The organism is Bradyrhizobium sp. CCGB01 (assembly GCF_024199795.1).
Classification (GTDB): Bacteria; Pseudomonadota; Alphaproteobacteria; order Rhizobiales; family Xanthobacteraceae; genus Bradyrhizobium.
This window is the reverse complement of the sequence record NZ_JANADK010000001.1, coordinates 5379037-5400442: the sequence shown is the minus strand read 5'-3', so window position 1 is coordinate 5400442 and position 21406 is coordinate 5379037. Positions and strand designations below refer to the sequence as shown.

The window sequence follows — 21406 nt, the reverse complement described above, 5'->3', positions numbered from 1 at the left end:
CATGGCCGACCTCACGGCATTGCAGGCGCAACTCGACACGCTGAAGAGCGCGTACCGTTCCGGTACGCGCTCGCTGGAGTACGACGGCCGTTCGATCACCTACACCAGCGGCGAGGAGATGCGCGCGGCTATCGCCTCGCTTCAGGGCGAGATCGCGCAGATCACCGGTACGGCGACGGCGACGGTCGCCGTCGTGCGCTCGACGAAAGGTTATTGAGTTTCGGCACAGGGCAAATGCGGGCGAAGCGGCCAGCCCAATAACGGAAAGCCAACCTCCCCGCTGTGTCGTTGTTTCCTTTGGGGGGTCAAGGTCGGCGAGGCCGCAGCATCTTCAGGGCTGACGAATGATAACCATCGACACGCGCGCCGACTTCGCTGCCGCTCTGCGGAAGGTTATCGCGTCCGCGAACATTTATGATCACGAACCATGGGAAATTGAGACGCTCCCAGCGAAGCGAAACAAACACGTTGCTCACGCCAACACGGTCCTGGCCGTAAAATCCCAACTGCTGACTGGTAAGCAGGCAGCCGCGCAGCTTGGCATCACTGAAGACCATCTTGCGGCATTGGTGCAGGATGGCGAGCTTTCCTATATCAATGTCGGACGCGGCCCGAAACGGCCTCGGCGACGGTACACAGAAGCAGACCTTGACGAGTTTGAAGCGCGGCGTCGGAGGCGAGAGACATGTCTGTCTACAAGTCCAAAAGGTCACCGTTCTACCAGTTCGATTTCGAACTCGGCGGTCGTCGGTTTTTCGGCTCAACGAAATGCACGTCTCGCAAAGAAGCGAAGAAATTCGAAGCGATAGAGCACGAGAAAGCGAAATCACTCGTCAAGGCGATGAAGCGGTCACGCTCATCGCTTCTGATCGATGACGTAGCCGCCCGCCTGTTCAACGAACATGGTCAATACGACGCTGACCCAGACGCAACAGACACCAACCTTGATCGGCTGGTGAACTATTTCGGCAAGAGCATGCCGCTCACTGATATCGACCACACCAAGGCCAAGCAACTGGTGGCGTGGCGGCGCGGTCATCGCGTGATGCGGCGCGGCAAGTTGACCAAGGAGGAAAAGGACGCCTTGCCGCTGATCTCTAACGCGACGGTCAATCGCTCGACCATCGCCGTGCTGCGGCGGCTGTTCTCGTTCGCCAAGGACGAGGGCGCACAGTTCGACAATGAGCCGAAGTGGGGAGAGCTGTTCCTGCCAGAGCCGGAGGAACGGGTGCGGGAGCTGCAGGACGATGAAGCGGCGGCGTTCGATGACGCCATGCGCATCGACTATAGCCCATTCTTCGACTTTGTCCGGGCGAGCGGCCTGCGCCTCAAGGAATGCGTGACGCTGCGCTGGTCTGAAGTGAACTTCGGCACCAAGCAGATCGTGCGGATCGGCAAGGGCGGCAGGCGCGTGGTGTTCCCGATCACCGACACCATCCGGGATACTCTTTTCCCGTTGCAGGGTCAGCATCCGGAGTTCGTGTTCACCTACGTGGCAAAGTACGGCAACAAGCGGCTCGGACGGGTGAGGGGGCAGCGCTATGCGCTGACCTACAACGGCACGAAGGCGGCATGGCAGGCGATGCGAGCGCGGGCCGGGGTGCAGGATTTTCGGTTCCATGACTTCCGCCACGACTTCGGCACCAAGGTGCTGCGCGAGACCGGCAACCTGAAGCTCGTTCAGAAGGCGTTGAACCACCGCGACATCAAGAGCACGCTGCGCTACGCCCACGTGCTCGACGAGGATATCGCCGCCGCCGTCGAACGCGTTGCGAAGTCCCGGAAAAAGTCCCGGACTGCGCTTCGGGATGTCAGCTAAACCTTTGGTGTAATTCACAAATCGGAAATTGGCGTCAAACCTTCCAGATGTCTTTTGCGGCGACGCTGGGGCTCGTCGCGCTAGTGCAGATCGGCATGCCGAACCTGTTTGCATCGCCCGATCATTCCGCGACGGCGCGCATTGCAATGTGGGGTGGCCGCGAGATCGCGATGCTGTTCCTGGCCTCGCTGATCGCGGGGCTTGCGACCACGCCCTATGCCGCCTTCCATTTCCACCGCGTGACGCCGTTTGGCGTGCTCGCCAATCTCGGGGCGATGCCGGTGGTCTCGGCCCTGGTGATGCCCGCGGGCCTGTTGGGATTGATTGCGGCGCCGTTCGGACTTGATGGTCCGTTCTGGTGGCTGATGGGGATCGGCATCGACTGGATGGTTGCGGTGTCGCGCTGGGTGGCCGCATTGCCGGGCGCGGTCGGCCGCATTTCGGCGTTCGGCATCGCACCGCTGATCGCTGCAAGTTTGGGGATCATCGTGATGGGCCTGTTGCGCACGCCGTTGCGCTGGGCCGGCGCGGTGGCACTGATCGCCGCGATCCTCTGGGGACTGTCCGCGCGGCAGCCCGATATCCTGATCGCCGGTGACGGCCAGAGTGTCGCGGTGCGGGGCAGGGACGGACATCTGCATCTGATCAGGTCGAGCAAGGACAGTTTTCTCCTGAAGGAGTGGCTCGCCGCCGACGCCGATCCGCGCGACGCCGGCAGTGCCTCGCTGGCCGCCGGCGTGTCGTGCGACGAGGCCGGCTGCGTGACGCCGCTCGCCGACGGGCGCCTCGTCGCGCTGTCCTCGCGCATCGACGCGCTGGCCGATGATTGCAGCCGCGCCGCGCTGGTGGTGACGGCGCGGCCCGCGCCGCCGGATTGCGCGGCGATGGTCGTCGACCGTCAGCGTCTCGCAAGGCAGGGCGCGCTGGCGCTGACCCGAAGCGGCGACGGCTTTGCGGTCCAGGCGGCTAAGGCGAGGGGGACGGACCGTCCGTGGTCGCCGGCTGCCGCCGGCGAGGGCGATTTCGACGGAAGCCTTGCGCCGAAGACGGCCGCGCCCCGCGGCCGGGACGCGACGCCATCGGAGGCCGACTTGCAGGCCGAGGATTGAGCGGACGCGTTACAGATACCAGGCCAGCACGGCGTCGAGCCTGGCGTTGCCGATAACCGGCAGGACGACCATCCGGCTCAGCCCAGAGGCGCGGGCCTGCAAGGCCGCGACCGAGACATCATGCGCAAGATCGTCGTTGAGCGCGGGCATGCCGGTGGTCCAGGCCCCGCCGATGCTGCCTTCGCCTCTGGCGATGGATTTCGTCGCATAGAGGGCGGCAAGGTCAGTCTGCGCGCTGCAGTCGCCGGCGCGGAAGACCAGCGCCGAACGGGCCTCGTCCGGGACCCAGATCTCGAAGCGTCGCGCAATCGGGGTTGCCTGCGCGGAGAGGAACGTCAGGACCCAGGTCTGATCGGTGCCGGTCCGGTAGGGAATGCCGACGCCGAGATTGATCCCGACCTTGGCGGCGTCCTCCCAGCGCAGAAAACTCCTGGCGTCGTGCAGGTCCTTGATGATCAGCGGCAGGCCGGCCTTCCAGGTGCGGCCGGGCAGGCCGAAGCCACGCGGAAATCTGGTGTGGCGGGAGTTGAATTCGAACATGTCGGCGGTGCCGTAATAGCCGTCGACGAGTCCCATCTCGTGGGAGATTTCGGCATCGTTGTGCCAGAGCTCGATCGCGCCGACATGGACCTCGTCGTCGCCGCAGAACAGCACCATGACGGCTTGCAGGAATTCGCCGGAAAACACCGGGACCGCCACGCCGCAGGTGAGCCCGGCCGCGATGGCCTGATCGGTCCGCTTGAAATAGGAGTTGGCGAATTTGGTGAGGATCACGGGGTGGCCGCTGGCCCAGGCCTTGCCCGGAAGCCCCTCGTCATATCCGAAGTGCAGACCTTCGCTCACGGCCTTGAACGCGGACAGGCCTTCGCCGTAGAGGCCGCCGCCGAATTCCAGCCGCATGCGCGTGCGGTCGGGTACCCAGAGTTCAACGACGCGAATGAAGGTCTTCATCGAACGTGTCCGCCGTCTCAAGCCGCACCAAGCATCGGCCATTTGGCTGCGGAACGGACGTTCAAAATTCAGGCAGGACAGCGCAAACTTCGTGCGGTGGGAGGCGGAGCGGCTTGGTCCGTCCAATGGAGCTTCGCGGGATGCAAGCGATACCATCTCGCCGGCCTCGGCCGGCGATGGCAATTTCAATCCTGGCCCGACCCGCCGGCCGGGATGGCTGTGTCAGCCGATCGGCAGGCGGGTGATGGTCGGCCGGCTTTCGGCGATCTGCGGCTTGTGCTCACGCTCGCCGACCGGCTGGGTCACCGGCAGTTGCAGCACTGTCGCGCGTTGGCCTTCGACGAGCTGCGTCACCAACACGTATTTGCCGTCGGGGAATTCGATCGCATCATGATGGCGATCGGGAATGTGCGGATCGATCTTACCGAACTTGCCGACGCGCGAGTTGACGGTCCGCGTCCAGATCCAGCGATTGTCGTAGCGGACGTTGTCGGCGAAGGCGAGCTCCGTTCCCGGCAGCAGGCAGACCGCGACGGTCGGATCGGCCGCGGAGGCAAAACCGCGCGTCGAGGTGCCGCGGAAGGTTGTCGTGACGACCGTCTCGCCGACTTCAGCAGGACGCGACGCGACGGCATGCAGGCTGTAGTCACACATCGGGTGCTCCTCTTGCAGGGATAGCGACCCACGTCTCTTCTCGAGGCGCAGGCCTCTATCAGAGTGGAAGCATGTTAGCGTCTGCCCGGTTGTAGGCAAATCTGCGGCTCGCCGCCGCAGGCCGCGATCACATTATCTTTTCCGGCTCCATGAGGAACAAAGCCTGCTCCCGCGCATTCCGGATGCGCGTGTCAGCGCCCTGCCGGCGCCGACCAGCCGGAATACGGCCAGTCCGGCCGCGACGGTTGCGCGACGGCGTTGCGGGCATTCCGGACTTGCTTACCCACAGCGGCGTCCTTGCGGACATGGTGTTGCGATTGCGCGGCGAAGGCCTGCGACGCTGATGCTGCGATCAGCGCCGCGGCGACTGTGCCCAGAATGATCTTGCGCATGACTTCTCCTCGAACCCAGAGGGCGCGCGAAGCAATGCTGCTTCGTGCGGCGTGCCGAGGATGTAGCGCCGGAGGAGGGGCCGGATAATCTGCGCGAAACCAGAAAGACTATCCAGCGGAAGCGGACAATCGTCCGCTCCAATGCCGGATCGGCGATGCCGATCGAAAAGCGCGAGAGGCGCCAAATCACCGATAGCAGGACGTCCGGTCTCAGTACTTCCGGTACAGCCCGATCAGCTTGCCTTGGATCTTCACCCGGTTGGGCGGCAGGATGCGGACCTCATAGGCTGCATTGGCGGGCTCGAGCGCGATGGAGGCGCCGCGGCGGCGGAAGCGCTTCAGGGTCGCTTCCTCGTCGTCGATCAGCGCCACCACGATGTCGCCGGTATCGGCGCTCTCGTTGCGCTGGATCAGCGCCATGTCGCCGTCGAGAATGCCGGCCTCGACCATCGAATCGCCGCGCACTTCGAGCGCGTAATGCTCGCCCGAGCCGAGCATGTCGGGCGGTACGCTGATGGTGTGGCTGCGGGTCTGCAGGGCCTCGATCGGCGTGCCGGCCGCGATGCGGCCCATCACGGGCACTGCAACGGGGCGCTCGCCGTCGTCCGCCGGCGGGCTGGAAGTCGTGCGCAGCTTGCCGAGATTGCCTTCGATGACGCTCGGCGTGAAGCCGCGGCGGCTGCCGGCGGCGGCCTGAAGCTCGGGCAGCTTGATCACCTCGATGGCGCGGGCGCGGTTGGGCAGGCGCCGGATGAAGCCGCGCTCCTCGAGCGCGGTGATCAGGCGGTGGATACCCGACTTCGAGCGCAGGTCGAGCGCGTCCTTCATCTCGTCGAAGGAGGGCGGCACGCCGCTTTCCTTCAGTCGCTCGCTGATGAACCGCAGGAGCTCGTATTGTTTGCGCGTTAACATCTCGACCAAAATCCCCCGGTTGATGTCGTTCGATTCCGAGACGCTGAATTCAGCGATAAGCCGCTGCATGCTCGAAACAAATCATGAACGGACACTATATGTTCGATACATGTTCCGCAACTGCTTAATTTACCGTGAACGCCACAAACTTCGCGGAACGCTCGCGAACGAAGCGGTCAGACGGGCAGCCGCAGCACCTCGCAAGGCGTGCCGGCTTCGGCCTTCGGCGCGAACGGCGGGCGCACGAGAAGTGCCTGTGCCGCAGCGAGATTCGCAAGCAGCGAGGAATCCTGATGGTTGACGGGAACGGCGGTGAGCGTGCCGTCGTCGCGCAGCTCCAGGCGCGCGCGCAGATAATCCTCGCGCTGGTCGTTGGCGCCGACGTCGCGGCCGAGCACCGCGCGTTCGCGGCGATGATGAATCGCCGAACGGCCCGCGAGCGCGCGAATCAGCGGCACCATGAACAGGAATCCGCAAACGTAGGATGACACGGGATTGCCGGGCAGGCCGATCACACGCATCGCGCCGAGCCGCCCGTTCATCATCGGTTTGCCCGGCCGCATCGCGATCTTCCAGAACGCCATCGAGATGCCTTCGTCCCGCAGCGCCTGCTGGACCAGATCGTGGTCGCCGACCGAGGCGCCGCCGGTCGTGATCAGGATGTCGGCGCCGCTCTCGCGGGCGCGGCGGATGCCGGCCGTGGTGGCCACCAGCGTGTCGGCGGCGATACCGAGGTCGATGGTGTCGGCGCCCTCGCTGCGGGCGAGCGCGTGCAGGGCATAGCCGTTGGAATAGACGATCTGGCCGTGGCCGGGCGTCGTGCCCGGCATCACGAGTTCGTCGCCGGTGGCGAGGATCGCAACCTTCGGGCGGCGGCGGACGGGCAGTCGAGGATGATTCATCCCGGCAGCGAGTGCCAGATCGCGCTCGGTCAGCCGGGTGCCCTCGCGCAGCAGCACGTCGCCTTCCGAAAAGTCGACGCCGGCGGGGCGGATGTGCCGTCCGGTAACGGCCGCTTCCGTGATCGTGATGCGCTTGCCATCCGCAACCGTGTCCTCCTGAATCACGACCGCGTCCGCGCCATCGGGAACGACGCCGCCGGTGAAGATCCGCACCGCTTCGCCGGCGCCCACCGTTCCCGCAAACGGCCGGCCCGCCGCGACCTCGCCGATCACGGTGAGCGCGGCATCGATCTTCGCCGCATCGGCCGCCCGCACTGCATAGCCGTCCATTGCCGACATCGCCTGGGGTGGCTGGGTCCGCCGCGCCGCGACGTCGCGGGCGAGCACGCGGTGGAAGGCTGCGTCGAGCGCGATCATCTCTTCAGGCAGCGGCTCTGCACCCGCCAGCACCGCGGCAAGCGCGTCAGAAACCGGCATCAGGGCCACGGGTGAAAACTCCAGCTGGGCCCGTTCGGGCAAATCGGCGGCGAGAGTCTTAGCCGAGCGCGCGCGCGGAGGCAAAGCACGGCCGCACAGGATGATTTATCCTGCGTCATCCGCTCTGATGGGCAGACGTCAAGTCCGCCGCGGCATGATCCGGAAGGCAAGACAGACCGGTATGAGGATGGCCATGGCGAGGACGAGAATGACGAGAGCCACGGCCAGCATCGGTCAGGTCCCCGGCTGCTTGTACGGACTGACGTCCGGCGCCGCGGAGCCCTGATCCTTGTCAGGCAACGGGTCGGCCTGGGATTTCAGGTCGGCGGCCTTGCTGATCAGCTTGGCGGAAAGCTCAGAATCCGATGTGGTCCTGGCGAATTTCATCAGCAGAGAGGCCTGCTTGGTGAGGTAGGTTTTGCCCAACACGACGATAAGTCCGATGTAGAATTCCCAACGGAGTCATGAGTCCTGAGGCAGGCGTTCGTTCCGGGAACTCTGTATAAAAATGTACAAAGGGCTTCGGTTCCTCGCCCCGGGCAAAATAGGCTCCGGATACGGCCGGTTCGCGGCCTGTAGCCTGCCGGCCCGGGATCAGATTCCGAGCGCCTTGAGGGCGTCCCCGACGTCGCGGGGCGTGGTCACGTGCACCGCGGTCAGCCCGCTGGACCGCGCTCCCTCGATGTTCTCGGCAAGATCGTCGAAGAACACGATACGGTTCGCCGGCACGCCGATCGCGGCCACGACATGGTCGAAGGCCTCCACATCCGGTTTGCGCAGGCCGATGCTGGACGACAGGTACAGCTCGCGGAAATGGCCGAGCAGGCCGGCATATTCCTTCGAGAAATGGTCGACATGCGGCCGGTTGGTGTTGGAGAAGGCGTAGACCGGCATCTGCTTTGCCGCACGCGGCAGCAACTCGGCGATGTCGGGCATCTCGCCGGCGAAGATCGCGTTCCACCCCTCCAGGAATTGTGCGTCCGAAATGCCGATCCCGAGCGAGACGCGCAGCGAGTCAAAATAGGCCTCGTCGCTGATCTTGCCGACCTCGTGCAGCCGGTAGGCTTCGCTGTCCCGCACATAGCGCGCGACGATGGCTTCGGGCTTGCAGCCGGCATGTCCCGCCCAGCAGGCGATCGCCTTGGAGAAATCGATGTCGAGCACCACGCGCCCGAGATCGAACAAGAGCGCATCAGCGCTGCCGGGGGAGAGCGAGCTCATTGCATCCTTTCACTCAGTATCGATACGGGTCGTGGTCGAACAGCGGGAACGCGCTGAAGACGCTCGGCGCATTGGTCGCGGTCGCCTGGTGCAGGCAGGACTTGTTGACCTCGGCGAAGGAGGTCGCGCCCAGAAGGCCGAGGCAGCGTAGTACCTCGTCCTCCAGGAGCTCCAGCATCCGCGTCACCCCGGCTTCGCCGGCCGCCGCCAGCGCCCAGCATTGCAGCCGGCCGATGCCGACCATGTCCGCGCCCGCCGCGATCGCCTTGACGATGTCGGTGCCGCGGCAGAAGCCGCCATCGACCATGATCTTGGCGCGGCCCTTCACGGCGTCGACGATCTCGGGCAGCACATGCATGGCGCCGCGGCCGTGATCGAGCTGGCGGCCGCCATGGTTGGAGACGTAGATCCACTCGACGCCGTGATCGACCGCGATCTGGGCGTCCTCGGCGGTGGCGATGCCCTTCAGGATGAGCGGGATCTTGAACGTGTCCTTGACCATCTTCACGGTCCGCCACTCAAGGCCCTTCTGGTAGTCGCCGCCGGTGGCGCGCAGGCGGCTCTCGCGAACATAGCGCTTGGCAATGTCACGTTCGCGACGGCTGTAATGGGCGGTGTCGACGGTCAGGCAGAAGGCGGCGTAGGCGTTCTTCTCGCTCCTCGCGACGACATCGGCGACGAAGTCGTCGTCACCGCGCACATAAAGTTGATAGAGCCGCAGCGCATCAGGGGCGGCCTTGGCGGTCTTCTCCAGGCCGGGCTCGGACACCGAGCTCAGCATGTGCGCCGCACCGAAAGTGCCGCACGCGCGGGCGACGCTCGCCGCACCATCCGGATCGAAGATCTCCAGTGCACCGACAGGGGCCAGCACCACCGGTAGCCGCATCCTGCGCCCGAACAGTTCGACCGAGCCGTCGACCTCGCGGACGTCGCGCAGCACGCGCGGCCGGAAAGCGATCTCGTCCAGCGCCATGCGGTTGCGGCGCATCGTTGTCTCGGTCTCGGCGGCGCCGACGATATAGTCCCAGGCGTTCTGGTTCAGGTTGATGCGCGCCTTCCGGATGAATTCGTGCAGGTTCTGGAACGGCTCGTTGCTGGCGCCGAGTTCGACGTTCCTTTCCGGCCGGATGCGGGGCGCGTCATTCATTGTTGTCCTCCCGAGAATTTGAAGTCTTGTTGTCATCGCCTATCGCGTCCGGCCCTCCAAAACCATCCTAAAATCGCATAGCTGCGAGGCGTAGGCCGGCCGGCCGATTCCCGCCTTGCGCGAAACGGTTTCGGAACGTTGCCAAAAGTTTAGGCCAGAGCGAAGGGATTTCTACAGTGTACCGGCCAGCGCGGCGTCCCGGCCTTGAAGAAACCTGAATGGTATTGTGAACAGCGGGCTGGATCGCCATTTGCATGGCGCTTCCCAAGCCCAAAGCAAAGCTCCGAGCAAGAAGGCCAGCCTATCCATGCGGAAAAACCTGCTGTTCCCCCTGGGCGCGCTCACGGGAGCGTGTCTGACCCTTCTGGTAGCGAGCCCGCACGGCGGAGTATGGGCGGCACGGGCGGCGGCGCGCGCGGATGATGCCTATTCCCGGCTCAATTTGTTCGGCGAAGTGTTCGAGCGGGTGAAGGCGAGCTATGTCGAGAAACCCGACAATTCCAAGCTGATCGAGGGCGCGATCACCGGCATGGTGACCTCGCTCGATCCGCATTCACGCTACATGAACGACAAGGCCTGGACCGAGATGCAGGAGACCACCTCCGGCGAGTTCGGCGGGCTCGGCATCGAGGTCACGATGGAGGAGGGCCTGGTGAAGGTCGTCTCGCCGATCGACGACACGCCGGCGTCCAAGGCCGGCATCATGTCCGGCGACCTCATCAGCAAGATCGACGGCGATGCCGTGCAGGGCATGACGCTGGAGCAGGCCGTCAACAAGATGAAGGGGCCGGTCGATACCCAGACCAAGCTCACCATCGTGCGCAAGGGCGCTGACGCCCCGCTCGACGTCGCGATCAAGCGCGAGATCATCCATGTGCGTCCGGTTCGCTTCCACGTCGAGAACGGCGACATCGGCTATATCCGCGTCACCTCGTTCAACGAGCAGACCACCGACGGCCTGAAGAAGGCGATCGCCTCGATCTCCAGGGACGTCCCGCCGGAGAAGCTCGTCGGCTATGTGATGGACCTGCGCAACAATCCGGGCGGACTGCTCGACCAGGCCGTCTCGGTGTCGAGCGCGTTCCTGCAGCGCGGCGAGGTCGTCTCGACCCGCGGCCGCAATCCGGAAGAGACCCAGCGCTTCACCGCGCATGGTGGCGACCTCACCAAGGGCAAGCCGCTGGTCGTGCTGGTCAATGGCGGCTCGGCTTCGGCCTCGGAGATCGTGGCCGGCGCGCTGCATGACCACAAGCGCGCGACCATCATCGGCACGCGCTCGTTCGGCAAGGGCTCGGTGCAGACCATCATTCCGCTCGGCGCCGGCAACGGTGCACTGGCGCTGACCACCGCGCGCTACTACACGCCCTCGGGCCGCTCGATCCAGGCCCAGGGCATCGCGCCCGACATCGAGATCCTGCAGGACGTGCCGCCCGAGTTGAAGGGCCGGATGGACACCATGGCGGAATCCCAGATGCGCGGCCATCTGCAGAACGCCGACGGCAATGAACAGACGGGATCGCAATCCTACGTTCCGCCGGAAGAGAAGGACGACAAGGCCCTGCACGCGGCCTACGACTTCCTGCACGGCGTGACCGCGAATGCGGTCGCCGCCAAGCCTGCGCCGAAGGCTGCGGTGCCGAACTAAGCTTACGATTCCACATATCGCCCGGGAGCGGATGACCGCTCCCGGGCGAATTCGTTTTGGGACCCCGTCTCAGCTCGGGTTCATGGCCGCAAAGGTGGCCTCGTAGCGGCCGTCGCGCTCGGCCCAGCGGCGGGCGCGGTCGCGTTCGACCAGCACTTCGTCGTGCGGATGAACGCGCAGCTCCAGCAATTGCATGACTTCCGCGATGTAGGCATCGAGCGGCATGGCACGCGTATCGCTTGCCTGCTGCGCGCCGGTGAGCTCGGTCTGCACATAGGGCGGCGCGAGCTCCAGCACCTCGACCGGGATCTTGCGGAGCTGATGGCGCAACGACTGGAGCCAGGAATGCAGGAACGCCTTGCTGGCACAGTAGGCGGGGAAGTCGGCACGCGGCACGAAGGCGAGGTTCGAGCTGGTGGCGATGACCGTCGCGTTCGGCCGCCGTTTCAGGAGCGGCAGGAATGTCGCCGTCACACGCAGCGTGCCCAGAATGTTGGTCTGGACGATGGCTTCTGCGTCACCCGCGTCCCAGCCGTCCGCCGTCATGTCCTCCGGCCGCGAGATGCCGGCGTTGGCGATCAACACGTTGAGCTCGGGAAAGCGCGCACGCACTTCTGCTGACAAGCGCGGCAGGCTCGAGGGATCGTCAAGGTCGAGCGGCATGACGATCAGGCCGGGGCGTTCACCCGCAAGCTGGTCGAGCAGGGCCTGCCGTCGCCCGGTGGCGATGACGCGGTTGCCGCGGTCGTGGAAAGTTTCGGCCAGCGCGCGGCCGATGCCGCTGGTGGCGCCAGTGACGAGGATCGTGTTGCCAGTCATCTTCATGGTTGCTGCCTTTCAATGGAGGTGAAAGCCACGGCAACCCGGAAAATCCCGGCGGCGGGCAATCCGAGACAGCAAACGTCCAGACGCGGACGAGCCGCGCCGGAAGCGGCGTCTTGAACGGGTGAGTATCCGCAAGCAGGGAAAGTGATGGCATGACCGTGGCGTCTCGTGAATCGAGATCTCCCAGCTGGGACCCTCTCGACAGAGGACGCGTTGGATGACGGTAACGCCTACGGCAGCGGCGTCTTGCGCAGCTGCAAGCATGGACGTATCCGGGCCGGTCGCCATCGTCAAGCAGGAAGACCCCATGTCGCGTTGATGACGTCGTCCAGAGTCCAGCCGACGAATGGCTGCCGGAGAGAGGGAGAAGTTTCGACGTCCAGATTCAACCGGGATGCATCACGTTCATGGTCGAGAAAAATTCGATATTCAACCTAAAGTATATGAGGTATGATGCAATCTGAGGTTGGAGAAATGGCTTGATCTCCGGGGAGGCAAAAGCCATGAGCGCCACGCTGCGAGTACGTCGCTCGATCCAGGATCTGCAGGACGAGTTCGACAAGGGTAACAAGAAGCCTCTCGAGGACGTGATCCGCGCCTGGAAGGGCATCAAGGAATTGCCCCCCGACGATCCAAAATCCTTCTTCATGCTCGGCGGCTATCACGGAGAGCCGTTCCGTGGCGCAGGCTGGGGCAACTCGCAGTACTGGGGCGGCTACTGCAACCACGGCAATATTCTGTTCCCGACCTGGCACCGGGTCTATCTGCTGAAACTGGAAGACGCGCTACGGAGCATTCCTGGCTGCGCGGACGTTGCATTGCCATTCTGGGACGAGACCAGTGATGCCTCCGTGAACGCGGGCATTCCCAGCGTCCTCACGCAAAAGGACTTCGTGCTGGACGGCCAAACGATTCCCAACCCGTTGCGGTCGTTCGTGTTTCCGAGAGGCATCGTCGATCACCTCAGTCCGATCCCTGACGCCGATTACAGCAAGCCGCGGGGATACGAGACGGTGCGGTATCCCCTTTCGGGGCTGGTCGGGACGGAGGCGGACAGGGCGGCGACGGAGGCGCATAACGCAAAGTTTCCCAACGACGACGTCAACGTCGGACTTCTCAACGACAACATACGCAATTGGCTATCCGCGACCGTCATCGTCGATGGAAAGCCGATCGGAGGCGGGCACGTGAAGGACAAGTACATGGCTTGCCTGAACGCGCCGAACTACACCGTGTTCTCCAATACGACGTCAGCCGCGCAATGGTTCGATGACAAGGGGCAACGCGTCGTTCCGATCGAAAGCCCGCACAACAGCATTCATCTTGCCGTCGGAGGCTTCGATCTTCCGAACATTTTCGACGCGTCTCCGATCGACGGGGCGAACGGTGACATGGGCGAGAACGACACCGCCGGTCTCGATCCGATCTTTTTCTTCCATCACTGCTTTGTCGATCGCGTATTCTGGCTGTGGCAGAAAAAGAACGGGTTCACCGACGAGTTCGAGATCATACCGCAATACCCCGGCACCAATTCCGTCGACAGCCAGGGGCCGACGCCGGGCACGGCTGCCAATTCGTGGCTGACGCTCGAGTCTCCGCTTGACCCGTTCAAGCTGACCGATGGGGGCAAGGAGCGTCCTTATACGTCGCAGGATTGCATCAACATCGAGAAGCAGCTGGGATACACCTATGGGCCCGGCTCGCTTGACCAGCCTGCCTCGCTCGCGGCCGCGTCCGGCGCCGCTGTCGCAGCCAGGACGATCAGCGTACGCGGCCTCAACCGTGCGCGCATCCGCGGGTCGTTCCTCATCAGTGCATTCGCAAACGTGGATGGAGAGAAGCGTCACATCGGGACTGAAGCAGTGCTGAGCCGCTGGCACGTCGATGGTTGCGCGAATTGCCAGACCCATATCGAGGGCAGGGCGGCCATCAGCACGCAATCGCTGGGCGAGGCGGCGGCCCGGATGACTGCCGATGACATCGAGGTTCAGGTGCGCACCCGCGATGGCTTGCTTGGCAGCGGCCCTCAGGTGCGCGCGATGGCATCGCTGACCGCAGCTCAAGGGAAGAAGCTCTTCAAGGTCGAACTGCGATAGCTCGTGCCCCATGACGTCGCCGGCATCGGGGCACTCGCCGCGATGCCGCAATCAGGAGGGATTGAACGATGCCGGATGTTTTTCCAGCAGTTGGTCACAAATACCTGGTCGACTTCAGTTCAGCGAATGGTGCTCGTTTTCGTGTGCAACTCGACTTCGCGTCGGAGACATCGCTCACCTACACCGGCGTCGACGCGAGCGGAAATCCGATCCCGAACAGTTCCGAGACAGTCCACATCGCAGTCGAGGCGATCCGCGACCAGCTCTTCCTCGTAACCTGGCAGGAGCGCGACGGCACCACCGTGGTGCATCTCGAAGACTACCGGATGAACACCATCATCACGAACATCACGCAACCCGGCAGCGGCGCCAAGGACCGCCCTGGGTTCTCGAAATTCCATGGAACGATGAGGCAGATCTCCTGATGGCGTTGTCGCGTCAGGAGCCATCGCGGCGGGGCGTTGTCATCGCGACACGTCCATGTCCGCAAGGAAGCAACGTGACTGGGGTTTCGCCATGAAGCTTGGAATTCCGATCTATGAAGGCGTCAACCTGCTGGACGTCGCAGGCCCTCTCGAGATGTTCTATTGGGCGGGCCAGGACAACGATTTGCAGTCGACGCTGATTTCTCAGGATGGCGGCGCCGTGACGTCCATAAATGGCGTCCGCTTCGAAGCTCACGCGAGCTTCGCCCAGACACCCGCGCTGGACATCCTCTGGGTCCCCGGCGGCGACCCCGCTGCTCTCCAGGGCATCATGAAGGACCCACAGTCTCCTTATCTGCAATATCTTCGCCAGATAGCCGCCAACGCGACATGGGTGTGCTCGGTTTGCGAGGGGGCACTGTTGCTCGCGCGTGCGGGATTGCTGGACGGTCACGAGGCGACCACGCACTGGTACTTCACCGCATGTCTTCAGAGCTTCCCTCGCATCAAAGTGGATACCACGCGCCAGCGCTTTGTGGTGTCCCGCAACGCCTCCGGCAATCGGTTGACGGGAGGTGGCATCTCCGCGGGCCTTGATGAGGCATTGAAGCTCATTTCCCTGCTGTTCGACGACAAGAGCGCCGAGGAAGTACAGGTTACGACTCAATATTTTCCGAAGCCGCCGGTGATGGGCGTCATTCCGGAGTCGCCGGGATGTCCGATCAAATGGGACTGAATGCCCGGCCGGGTCGCCTGGCACAACAGCGGGCGGCCGCAATCTGCGGCCAAAGCGGAGCGCGGCGGCCATGAATGTCCGGGAGATGATCGCGGAGTTGAGGCCGCCGGCTATGCCGGGGGACGATCGGTTCGGGAATCTGCACGTAACAAGCTAGCCTGCCTCGCGGCGGCGGCTTTCGCCGCCGTCGCACCGGGCGAGGCGGCTGCGGTGCAGCGCGAACAGCTCCAGCACCTTGTCGGCGGGTTTTGCGGCGCTGAACAGATAGCCCTGCATCTCCGAGCAACCGAGCGTGCGGAGCAGGCGCTGCTGCTCCTCGGTCTCGACGCCCTCGGCCGTGGTGGTCATGCGGCGCGCGGCCGCCAGATTGACGACGGCCTGCACGATGCTGGCGGAGCCGTCGGGACCGGCGATGTCGTTGACGAAGCAGCGGTCGATCTTGATCTTGTCGAACGGGAAGCGGTGCAGATAGCTCAGCGAGGAGTAGCCGGTGCCGAAATCGTCGAGCGCGATCCGCACGCCGATGGCGCGGAGCTGGTGCAGGATCGCAAGCGCGGTGTCGTCGTCGCGGATCAGCACCGCTTCGGTGATCTCGAGCTCGAGCCGGCTCGCCGGCAAATTGGAAGCGGCGAGCGCCGCCATGATCTTCAGCGCCAGCGTGCCGCTCTTGAACTGCACCGGCGAGACGTTGACGGCGAGGCGGATGTCGTCGGGCCAGTTCGCGGCATCCCGGCAGGCGGTCGCGAGCACCCATTCACCGATCTCGTTGATCAGGCCGGTGTCCTCGGCGATCGGGATGAATTCGGCGGGCGAGACCATGCCGCGCTCGGGATGGCGCCAGCGCACCAGCGCCTCGCAGCCGGTGATGCGGTCGTCCTTCAGGCCGAGGCAGGGCTGGTAGTAGACCTCGAGGCCGCCATGAGCGATGGCGTGGCGCAGATCGATCTCGAGCTGCCGCCGCTCGCGGACCTTGGCGTCCATCTCCGGCTCGAAGAAGCGATAGGTCCGGCGTCCCGCGGCCTTGGCGGCGTACATCGCCATATCCGCGTTCTTCAGGATCTGGTCCAGCACCGTGCCGTGTCCCGGCGCCAGCGCGATGCCGATGCTGGCGTCGGTGGTGAGGTGATGGCCCATGCAGTCGAACGGGGTGCGGATGGCCTCGAAGACCCGCGCGACGAGATCGCTGACCGCGTCCTGCGACGTCACCGCGCTCTGCACGATGGCGAATTCGTCGCCGCCGAGCCGCGCCACGAAGTCGGCCGGGCCTGCGCAGCGGCGCAGACTCTGTGCGATCGATTTCAACAGCTCGTCGCCGACGAGATGGCCGAGTGCGTCGTTGACGCCCTTGAACTCGTCGATGTCGATATAGTGCACCGCGACCTCCTCGCCGCCGGCGATGGCGGCGAGCTCTTTGCGCAGATGCTCGTGGAACATGGTGCGGTTGGGCAGGTCGGTCAGCGCATCATAGTGGGCGAGGTGGGTGATGCGCTCCTCGGTCCGACGGCGTTCGGTGATGTCTTCGTGGGTTGCCACCCAGCCGCCGTCCGCGAGCGGCTCGTTGAGGATGTGGATCGAGCGCCCGTCGGACGTATCGACCACCATGGAGTTGCGCACATGGATGTCGCGCAGCACACGGACGACGTAGCCGTCGATGTCTCCGGCGAACGAGCCGGTCGCCTTGCGGTGGGCGATGATGTCGTGGAAGCTGGAGCCGGGCTTCACCACCTCGGCTGAGAGGCCGTACATCTCGATGTAGCGCTGGTTGCAGATCACGAGCCGCCGCTCGGCGTCGAACAGCAACAGGCCCTGCGTCATGTTGTTGACGGCGCGGTCGAGGCGCTGCTTCTCCAGCGTCAGCCGCTCGCGGGAGGCGCGATGCTGCTCCAGAAGCTTGCGCACGATTGCGATCAGTACGCCCGCAATGGCGAGCGCGGAGGCGCCTGCAACCGAGATCAGGATGCCGATCTGCTCGCGCCAGTCCGTCAGCGCCGCCGCGCGCGTCGTTGTGGCCATCATCAGGATCGGGAAGTGGGGCAGGGCGCGCGAGGAGATCAGCCGGTCGTCTCCGTCGACGGGGCTCATGAAGCGGCCGGCGAAGTGATCGAGCCCGAACACCCTCTGATGCTCGAACGGGCCGGTCTTGAAATTCCTGCCCATCAACTCGCTGGAATGGGGATAGCGGGCGAGCAGCGTGCCGTCGCGATGCAACATCGAGATCGTCGCGCCTTCACCCAGCACCACGGTTTCAAAGAATTTCTCGAAATTGGCAGGTTCGATACCGCGCCCGACCACGCCCATGAACTCGCCGTTCGGTCCCACGATCTTGCGCACGATCAGGATGGTCCAGGCGCCGGAGATGCGGCTGTGCAACGGCTCGATCAGCACGTCCGGCGAGTAAGGATCGTATTTGAAAGTGCGAAAATAGGCGCGATCGGCGACGTTCACCCTGGGGGCCGGCCACGTCGTCGACGAGTTGATCACATTGCCTTCGGCATCGATGATGTTGACGCCGCCCATGTAGGGCAGCGCCTCGATCTTCGCGCGCAGCATCCGGTGGACGTCCTGGCCGGAAAGGCGCTTGCGATAGTCCTCTGCGCTTGCGATGCCGGTTGCGCGGACGTGGTCGACGAAATCCTTCTGGATGACCGCGAAGTCCTGCAATTGCTGATCGAAATGATGGGCGAGCAGCAGCACGGTGTTTTCCAGCTCGCGGCCGGAGTTGCGCAGCGCGCGCTCGCGGAAGTTCTGCGCCATCAGGACCGAGCCGATGGCGATTGCCGCGATCAGCAGCGTGCCGCCCACCACCAGCCAGCGGATCGGTCCGCTGCGTACGAAGGCCTGGTCAAAGAGGCGACTGCCGAATCCCGTCATCACACTCGATCGTTGCCGTGCACACGTCAGGGTCAATTCCTGGCCCCGGAAACATCCGTTGGTTTACGGAAACGGTGTGGAGGCAAAGTTAGGAAGGGCGGTTAATGCAGGATGAATCGGCGCGTGCAATTGCAAGCGATGTACGGAGCGCAAGACGTGCAGGAATTGCCGCGGGCCCTCGCGCCGCCGGTCAATTCCTGCCGGCCGCCGCGATGATCAATCAAGGCTTAACCATCTAAGCTGTTGGCAATCCTCACGGCCGCGTTGGCACACGAATTGCGAGCGTCTCCCGCAACGACGCAGAAAAGGACGCTGGTCATGTACAACGCTTTGAAGAATTTCCTCGCCGACGAGTCCGGCGCAACCGCCATCGAATACGGCCTGATCGCCGCAGGCATTGCGCTCGCCATCATCACCGTCATCAACGGCATGGGCAGCCGGCTCAACGCAAAATTCGGATCGATCAGCACGTCGCTGAAGTGACCGAGCGTGTTTCGGTTCGCGCCAGTGTCGTCACCACGATCAGCGCCGCGACGATGTTCGTAGCTGCGCTGATCAGGATCGGCAGCGTGTAGCTGTGATTGACGTCGTAGACAAAGCCGGCGGCGCTCGGTCCGATCAGCGTGCCGAAGGCCACGCTGGTGTAGAGTATGCCGATGATGCCGCTGACGTTGCGGCCGCCGAAAAAGTCCATCACCACGGCCGGCAGCACCGCGACCCAGCCGCCATAGAACACGCCATAGACGAAGGCGAACACCGCGAGTTGCCAGGCATGGGCCGACACCGCCCAGATCGCGAGCGCCGCCGCCATACCGGCAAACATCAGCAGCAGCGCCGAGGTTCGGCCCATGCGGTCGGCCAGTCCGCCGAGCAGGAACCGGCCGGCGGTGCTGCCGATGCCGATCACGCCGAGCAGCAGCACTGCGGCTGCGGGCGCCACGCCGTGGTCGCCAGCATAAGGGACGAGATGCACGAACGGTACGAACACGCCGAAGGAGCAGATCAGGCAGGCAACATAGAGCGCGATGAAATTGCGCGACCGCACCGCTTCAGCGACGGACGCACCGTCTGCGCGACTTGAGCCCGTCGCCAGCGGCGGATCGCCGTCGGGGCCGAGGCCGCGACGGTTTGGATCATTCTCGATGAGCAGCGCGAGGCCGCCGCCGATCGCCGCCGCCAGCAGGCCAAGCGCGATATAGGCGCCGCGCCAGCCCAACATCTCGATCAGGAGTGTCGCGAGCGGCGGCATCGCCAGCGTGCCGACGCCGATCCCACTGACCGCAAGGCCGGAGGCAAAGCCGCGCCGGCGCACGAACCAGCGCTGCACCGCGCCGATCGCCGGCACGTAGGCGCAGCCGACGCCCACGCCGACCCCAAGCCCATAGGCGAGATAGACCTCGACCAGATTGCGCGCAAAGCCGGCGGCGACGAGACCAAAGCCGATAAGCAGCATGCCGGTCACCGCCAGCACGCGCGAGCCGAAACGATCGGCGAGCGGGCCGCTGACGATACCGAGGCCAAAATAGAGGAAGCCGGCGAGTGAAAACACCAGCGAGACCGAGCCGCGCGAGGCACCGAACTCGAGCTGCAGCGGCTTGAGGAACGCGCTGAACGTGTAGGCGCAGCCGAATCCGACCAAGGTGACCGCGAACGCGCCGGCGACGACGAACCAGCCGTGGAAAATGCCCCGATGAGCCGGTGTGGATTGAACGCTCATTGTTGCCTCCGCGAGGTGAGGGAAGGATGACGACGATGCCAGGACGTCGCGCGCTGGAACGCGGCACCGGCGCGTACGAGCATGGCTTCGTCGAGATGGGTGGCGACGAGCTGGAACCCGATCGGCAGTCCATCCTCCGATGCACCACCCGGCAGCGTAATCGTAGGATGACCGGTCATGTCGAACGGACAGGTGTAGCGCTGCAGCTTCGCGATCAGGTCCGGCTGCTCGCCGAGCGTCCGGATCATGGCGAGCGTCAAAGGCGGGAATGGGTGCACCGGGATCAGCAGCAGGTCTATGGTCTCGAACAGGGCGGCCACGCGGCCGCGCAGCGCTAGCCGCCTTAGCAGGATCTTCTGATAATCGAGCGCCGTGAGCGTGCGACCGGCCTCGATCACCGACGCGAGGATCGGCCCATACTCGTCCTTGCGCGCCGGATAGGTGACCTCGTGCGCGTTCGCAGCTTCTATCGCACAATTCGGCGCCCAGTCCGCGACTGCCTGGGTCACGTCAGGAAATCGGACATCGACGAAGGCAGCGCCAAGTGCGCGAAAAGCCTCGATAGCGTCTGCCAACACACGCTGTGTCGCAACGTCCACGTCGTCGCTGTTCCAGCCCGCGTCGACGCCGATCCGCAAGCCCCGCATGTCCTCTGCGGCCGCGGCAAGATAGTCGGGCACCGGCTCGAACAGCGACGTCGGATCGTTCGGGTCCTGTCCGGCGATCGCGCCGAGCAGCGCGCCGGCATCGGCTGCGCTGCGACAGATCGATCCGACATGGTCGAGCGTCGTGGCCAGCTCGAACGTGCCGTGACGGCTGACGCGGCCCCAGCTTGGCTTCAGCCCGGTCAGACCGTTGGCGGCGGACGGCCAGCGGATCGAGCCGCCGGTGTCCGAGCCGAGCGAGCCGAAGCAAAGTCCGGCCGCTGTCGCGACTGCCGAGCCGCTGGATGAAATGCCCGGCCAGTAATCCGCATTCCACGGATTCTTCGGCGGCCTCACCAGGGGATGGTGATCGGAATAGGCGCCCTCGGTGAGCTGCACCTTGCCGAGCGTCACGGCTCCTGCGTCCTTGAGACGACGCACGACAGTCGCGTCTTCACCGGGACGGAAATCGCGATGAATTGTGCTGCCGGCCGCCGTCGGAATGCCTTTGGTCCAGAACAGATCCTTCAGCGCAATCGGCACACCATGCAGCGGCCCCCGATACAGGCCATGTGCGATTTCGGCGTCCGCGGCTTTCGCCTCGGCGATGGCCGTTTCCGCCATTACGTGAACGTAACTGCCAAGTTCGCGGTCCATGGCATCGATGCGGTCGAGCTGTGCGCGCGTCACCTCCAGCGCAGACAATTCGCGCGCCTTGAGGCGTACGGCGAGTTCGGTGAGTTCGAGGTAGTGCAGGGCATCGGCCACGGCTCGCGTTCTCCACTCCAGCGCTCTATTCCAATCGACACCAGTATAACTAACATACAGGTGTCGGTTGCTGTCAACGGGTAAATCTGTTTTAC

20 protein-coding genes and 2 pseudogenes are annotated in these 21406 nt (G+C 64.4%); 9 read left to right on the top strand and 13 right to left on the bottom strand.

Features of this window, described 5'->3' with window-relative positions:
• The first annotated feature begins 1 nt into the window (after window position 1).
• The gene (locus tag NLM25_RS24925; RefSeq protein WP_254138751.1) at window positions 2–217 is read left to right on the top strand and encodes a phage head-tail joining protein; all 216 of its coding nucleotides are present in this window, start codon (window positions 2–4) and stop codon (window positions 215–217) included.
• Between the two features lie 88 nt (window positions 218–305).
• Here NLM25_RS24925 and NLM25_RS24920 read toward each other — a convergent pair whose 3' ends face one another.
• Window positions 306–557, bottom strand: a complete 252-nt coding sequence (locus tag NLM25_RS24920; protein WP_254138750.1) for a hypothetical protein — start codon at window positions 555–557, stop codon at window positions 306–308.
• 9 nt (window positions 558–566) lie between these two features.
• Here NLM25_RS24920 and NLM25_RS44475 point away from each other — a divergent pair.
• From NLM25_RS44475 to NLM25_RS24910, 3 genes and pseudogenes are all read left to right on the top strand, one after another.
• Window positions 567–611: pseudogene (locus NLM25_RS44475) on the top strand (hypothetical protein); the annotation flags it as partial.
• A 74-nt stretch (window positions 612–685) separates the two neighbouring features.
• A complete protein-coding gene (locus NLM25_RS24915; protein WP_254138749.1) occupies window positions 686–1819 on the top strand; it encodes an integrase in 1134 nt (377 codons plus the stop codon).
• Window positions 1820–1857: 38 nt separating this feature from the next.
• Window positions 1858–2928 (top strand): annotated as a pseudogene (locus NLM25_RS24910) (ComEC/Rec2 family competence protein); the annotation flags it as partial.
• Between the two features lie 9 nt (window positions 2929–2937).
• Here the strand turns inward: NLM25_RS24910 and NLM25_RS24905 are convergent.
• The 8 genes from NLM25_RS24905 to NLM25_RS24870 all read right to left on the bottom strand — a co-directional run bounded on the left by NLM25_RS24905 (window position 2938) and on the right by NLM25_RS24870 (window position 9584).
• On the bottom strand, window positions 2938–3879 hold the full coding sequence (locus NLM25_RS24905) for a GAF domain-containing protein (RefSeq protein WP_254138748.1): 942 nt from the start codon (window positions 3877–3879) through the stop codon (window positions 2938–2940).
• A gap of 222 nt (window positions 3880–4101) precedes the next feature.
• On the bottom strand, window positions 4102–4533 hold the full coding sequence (locus NLM25_RS24900; RefSeq protein ID WP_254138747.1) for a hypothetical protein: 432 nt from the start codon (window positions 4531–4533) through the stop codon (window positions 4102–4104).
• Window positions 4534–4724: 191 nt separating this feature from the next.
• Window positions 4725–4925, bottom strand: coding sequence for a hypothetical protein (locus tag NLM25_RS24895; protein WP_254138746.1), 201 nt, complete (start codon window positions 4923–4925; stop codon window positions 4725–4727).
• 210 nt (window positions 4926–5135) lie between these two features.
• Window positions 5136–5837, bottom strand: coding sequence for a transcriptional repressor LexA (gene lexA, locus NLM25_RS24890; RefSeq protein ID WP_254138745.1), 702 nt, complete (start codon window positions 5835–5837; stop codon window positions 5136–5138).
• 176 nt (window positions 5838–6013) lie between these two features.
• Window positions 6014–7225, bottom strand: coding sequence for a gephyrin-like molybdotransferase Glp (gene glp / locus NLM25_RS24885; RefSeq protein WP_254138744.1), 1212 nt, complete (start codon window positions 7223–7225; stop codon window positions 6014–6016).
• A gap of 225 nt (window positions 7226–7450) precedes the next feature.
• The gene (locus NLM25_RS24880; protein WP_254119897.1) at window positions 7451–7645 is read right to left on the bottom strand and encodes a hypothetical protein; all 195 of its coding nucleotides are present in this window, start codon (window positions 7643–7645) and stop codon (window positions 7451–7453) included.
• 165 nt (window positions 7646–7810) lie between these two features.
• Window positions 7811–8437 (bottom strand): HAD family phosphatase, encoded by a 627-nt coding sequence (locus NLM25_RS24875; RefSeq protein WP_254138743.1) that lies wholly within the window; start codon window positions 8435–8437, stop codon window positions 7811–7813.
• Between the two features lie 13 nt (window positions 8438–8450).
• Entirely contained in the window at window positions 8451–9584 is a 1134-nt protein-coding gene (locus NLM25_RS24870; protein ID WP_254138742.1) for an alpha-hydroxy acid oxidase, read from the bottom strand.
• A gap of 307 nt (window positions 9585–9891) precedes the next feature.
• Between NLM25_RS24870 and NLM25_RS24865 the strand changes: the two genes are divergently transcribed.
• The gene (locus tag NLM25_RS24865; protein ID WP_254119894.1) at window positions 9892–11229 is read left to right on the top strand and encodes a S41 family peptidase; all 1338 of its coding nucleotides are present in this window, start codon (window positions 9892–9894) and stop codon (window positions 11227–11229) included.
• A 69-nt stretch (window positions 11230–11298) separates the two neighbouring features.
• Here the strand turns inward: NLM25_RS24865 and NLM25_RS24860 are convergent, their stop codons facing one another.
• On the bottom strand, window positions 11299–12054 hold the full coding sequence (locus NLM25_RS24860; RefSeq protein ID WP_254138741.1) for an SDR family oxidoreductase: 756 nt from the start codon (window positions 12052–12054) through the stop codon (window positions 11299–11301).
• A gap of 647 nt (window positions 12055–12701) precedes the next feature.
• Here NLM25_RS24860 and NLM25_RS24855 point away from each other — a divergent pair.
• From NLM25_RS24855 to NLM25_RS24845, 3 genes are all read left to right on the top strand, one after another.
• Entirely contained in the window at window positions 12702–14150 is a 1449-nt protein-coding gene (locus NLM25_RS24855; RefSeq protein WP_254138740.1) for a tyrosinase family protein, read from the top strand.
• 68 nt (window positions 14151–14218) lie between these two features.
• On the top strand, window positions 14219–14575 hold the full coding sequence (locus NLM25_RS24850) for a hypothetical protein (protein ID WP_254138739.1): 357 nt from the start codon (window positions 14219–14221) through the stop codon (window positions 14573–14575).
• Between the two features lie 55 nt (window positions 14576–14630).
• Complete coding sequence (locus NLM25_RS24845) at window positions 14631–15311, top strand: DJ-1/PfpI family protein (RefSeq protein ID WP_254138738.1); 681 nt, start codon at window positions 14631–14633, stop codon at window positions 15309–15311.
• A gap of 153 nt (window positions 15312–15464) precedes the next feature.
• Here the strand turns inward: NLM25_RS24845 and NLM25_RS24840 are convergent, their stop codons facing one another.
• Window positions 15465–18182, bottom strand: a complete 2718-nt coding sequence (locus NLM25_RS24840) for an EAL domain-containing protein (RefSeq protein ID WP_254138737.1) — start codon at window positions 18180–18182, stop codon at window positions 15465–15467.
• 318 nt (window positions 18183–18500) lie between these two features.
• Here NLM25_RS24840 and NLM25_RS24835 point away from each other — a divergent pair, with 318 nt between their 5' ends.
• Window positions 18501–18665, top strand: a complete 165-nt coding sequence (locus tag NLM25_RS24835; RefSeq protein ID WP_254119888.1) for a Flp family type IVb pilin — start codon at window positions 18501–18503, stop codon at window positions 18663–18665.
• On the opposite strand, the gene NLM25_RS24830 is transcribed toward NLM25_RS24835, so the two are convergent.
• Window positions 18646–19899, bottom strand: coding sequence for an MFS transporter (locus NLM25_RS24830; protein ID WP_254138736.1), 1254 nt, complete (start codon window positions 19897–19899; stop codon window positions 18646–18648). The genes NLM25_RS24835 and NLM25_RS24830 overlap by 20 nt on opposite strands.
• A complete protein-coding gene (locus NLM25_RS24825) occupies window positions 19896–21311 on the bottom strand; it encodes an amidase (RefSeq protein ID WP_254138735.1) in 1416 nt (471 codons plus the stop codon). Before NLM25_RS24825 ends, NLM25_RS24830 begins: the two co-directional genes overlap by 4 nt.
• Window positions 21312–21406: the final 95 nt, after the last annotated feature.

Coding starts and splice junctions, on each gene's coding strand:
- NLM25_RS24895 (WP_254138746.1), bottom strand. CDS start 4,925: ATGCGCAAGATCATTCTGGGCACAGTCGCCGCGGCGCTGATCGCAGCA.
- NLM25_RS24845 (WP_254138738.1), top strand. CDS start 14,631: ATGTCCGCAAGGAAGCAACGTGACTGGGGTTTCGCCATGAAGCTTGGA.
- NLM25_RS24850 (WP_254138739.1), top strand. CDS start 14,219: ATGCCGGATGTTTTTCCAGCAGTTGGTCACAAATACCTGGTCGACTTC.
- NLM25_RS24900 (WP_254138747.1), bottom strand. CDS start 4,533: ATGTGTGACTACAGCCTGCATGCCGTCGCGTCGCGTCCTGCTGAAGTC.
- NLM25_RS24860 (WP_254138741.1), bottom strand. CDS start 12,054: ATGAAGATGACTGGCAACACGATCCTCGTCACTGGCGCCACCAGCGGC.
- NLM25_RS24830 (WP_254138736.1), bottom strand. CDS start 19,899: ATGAGCGTTCAATCCACACCGGCTCATCGGGGCATTTTCCACGGCTGG.
- NLM25_RS24855 (WP_254138740.1), top strand. CDS start 12,702: ATGCTCGGCGGCTATCACGGAGAGCCGTTCCGTGGCGCAGGCTGGGGC.
- NLM25_RS24920 (WP_254138750.1), bottom strand. CDS start 557: ATGGTCTTCAGTGATGCCAAGCTGCGCGGCTGCCTGCTTACCAGTCAG.
- NLM25_RS24865 (WP_254119894.1), top strand. CDS start 9,892: ATGCGGAAAAACCTGCTGTTCCCCCTGGGCGCGCTCACGGGAGCGTGT.
- NLM25_RS24905 (WP_254138748.1), bottom strand. CDS start 3,879: ATGAAGACCTTCATTCGCGTCGTTGAACTCTGGGTACCCGACCGCACG.
- NLM25_RS24875 (WP_254138743.1), bottom strand. CDS start 8,437: ATGAGCTCGCTCTCCCCCGGCAGCGCTGATGCGCTCTTGTTCGATCTC.
- NLM25_RS24840 (WP_254138737.1), bottom strand. CDS start 18,182: ATGACGGGATTCGGCAGTCGCCTCTTTGACCAGGCCTTCGTACGCAGC.
- NLM25_RS24835 (WP_254119888.1), top strand. CDS start 18,501: ATGTACAACGCTTTGAAGAATTTCCTCGCCGACGAGTCCGGCGCAACC.
- NLM25_RS24870 (WP_254138742.1), bottom strand. CDS start 9,584: ATGAATGACGCGCCCCGCATCCGGCCGGAAAGGAACGTCGAACTCGGC.
- lexA (WP_254138745.1), bottom strand. CDS start 5,837: ATGTTAACGCGCAAACAATACGAGCTCCTGCGGTTCATCAGCGAGCGA.
- NLM25_RS24915 (WP_254138749.1), top strand. CDS start 686: ATGTCTGTCTACAAGTCCAAAAGGTCACCGTTCTACCAGTTCGATTTC.
- NLM25_RS24925 (WP_254138751.1), top strand. CDS start 2: ATGGCCGACCTCACGGCATTGCAGGCGCAACTCGACACGCTGAAGAGC.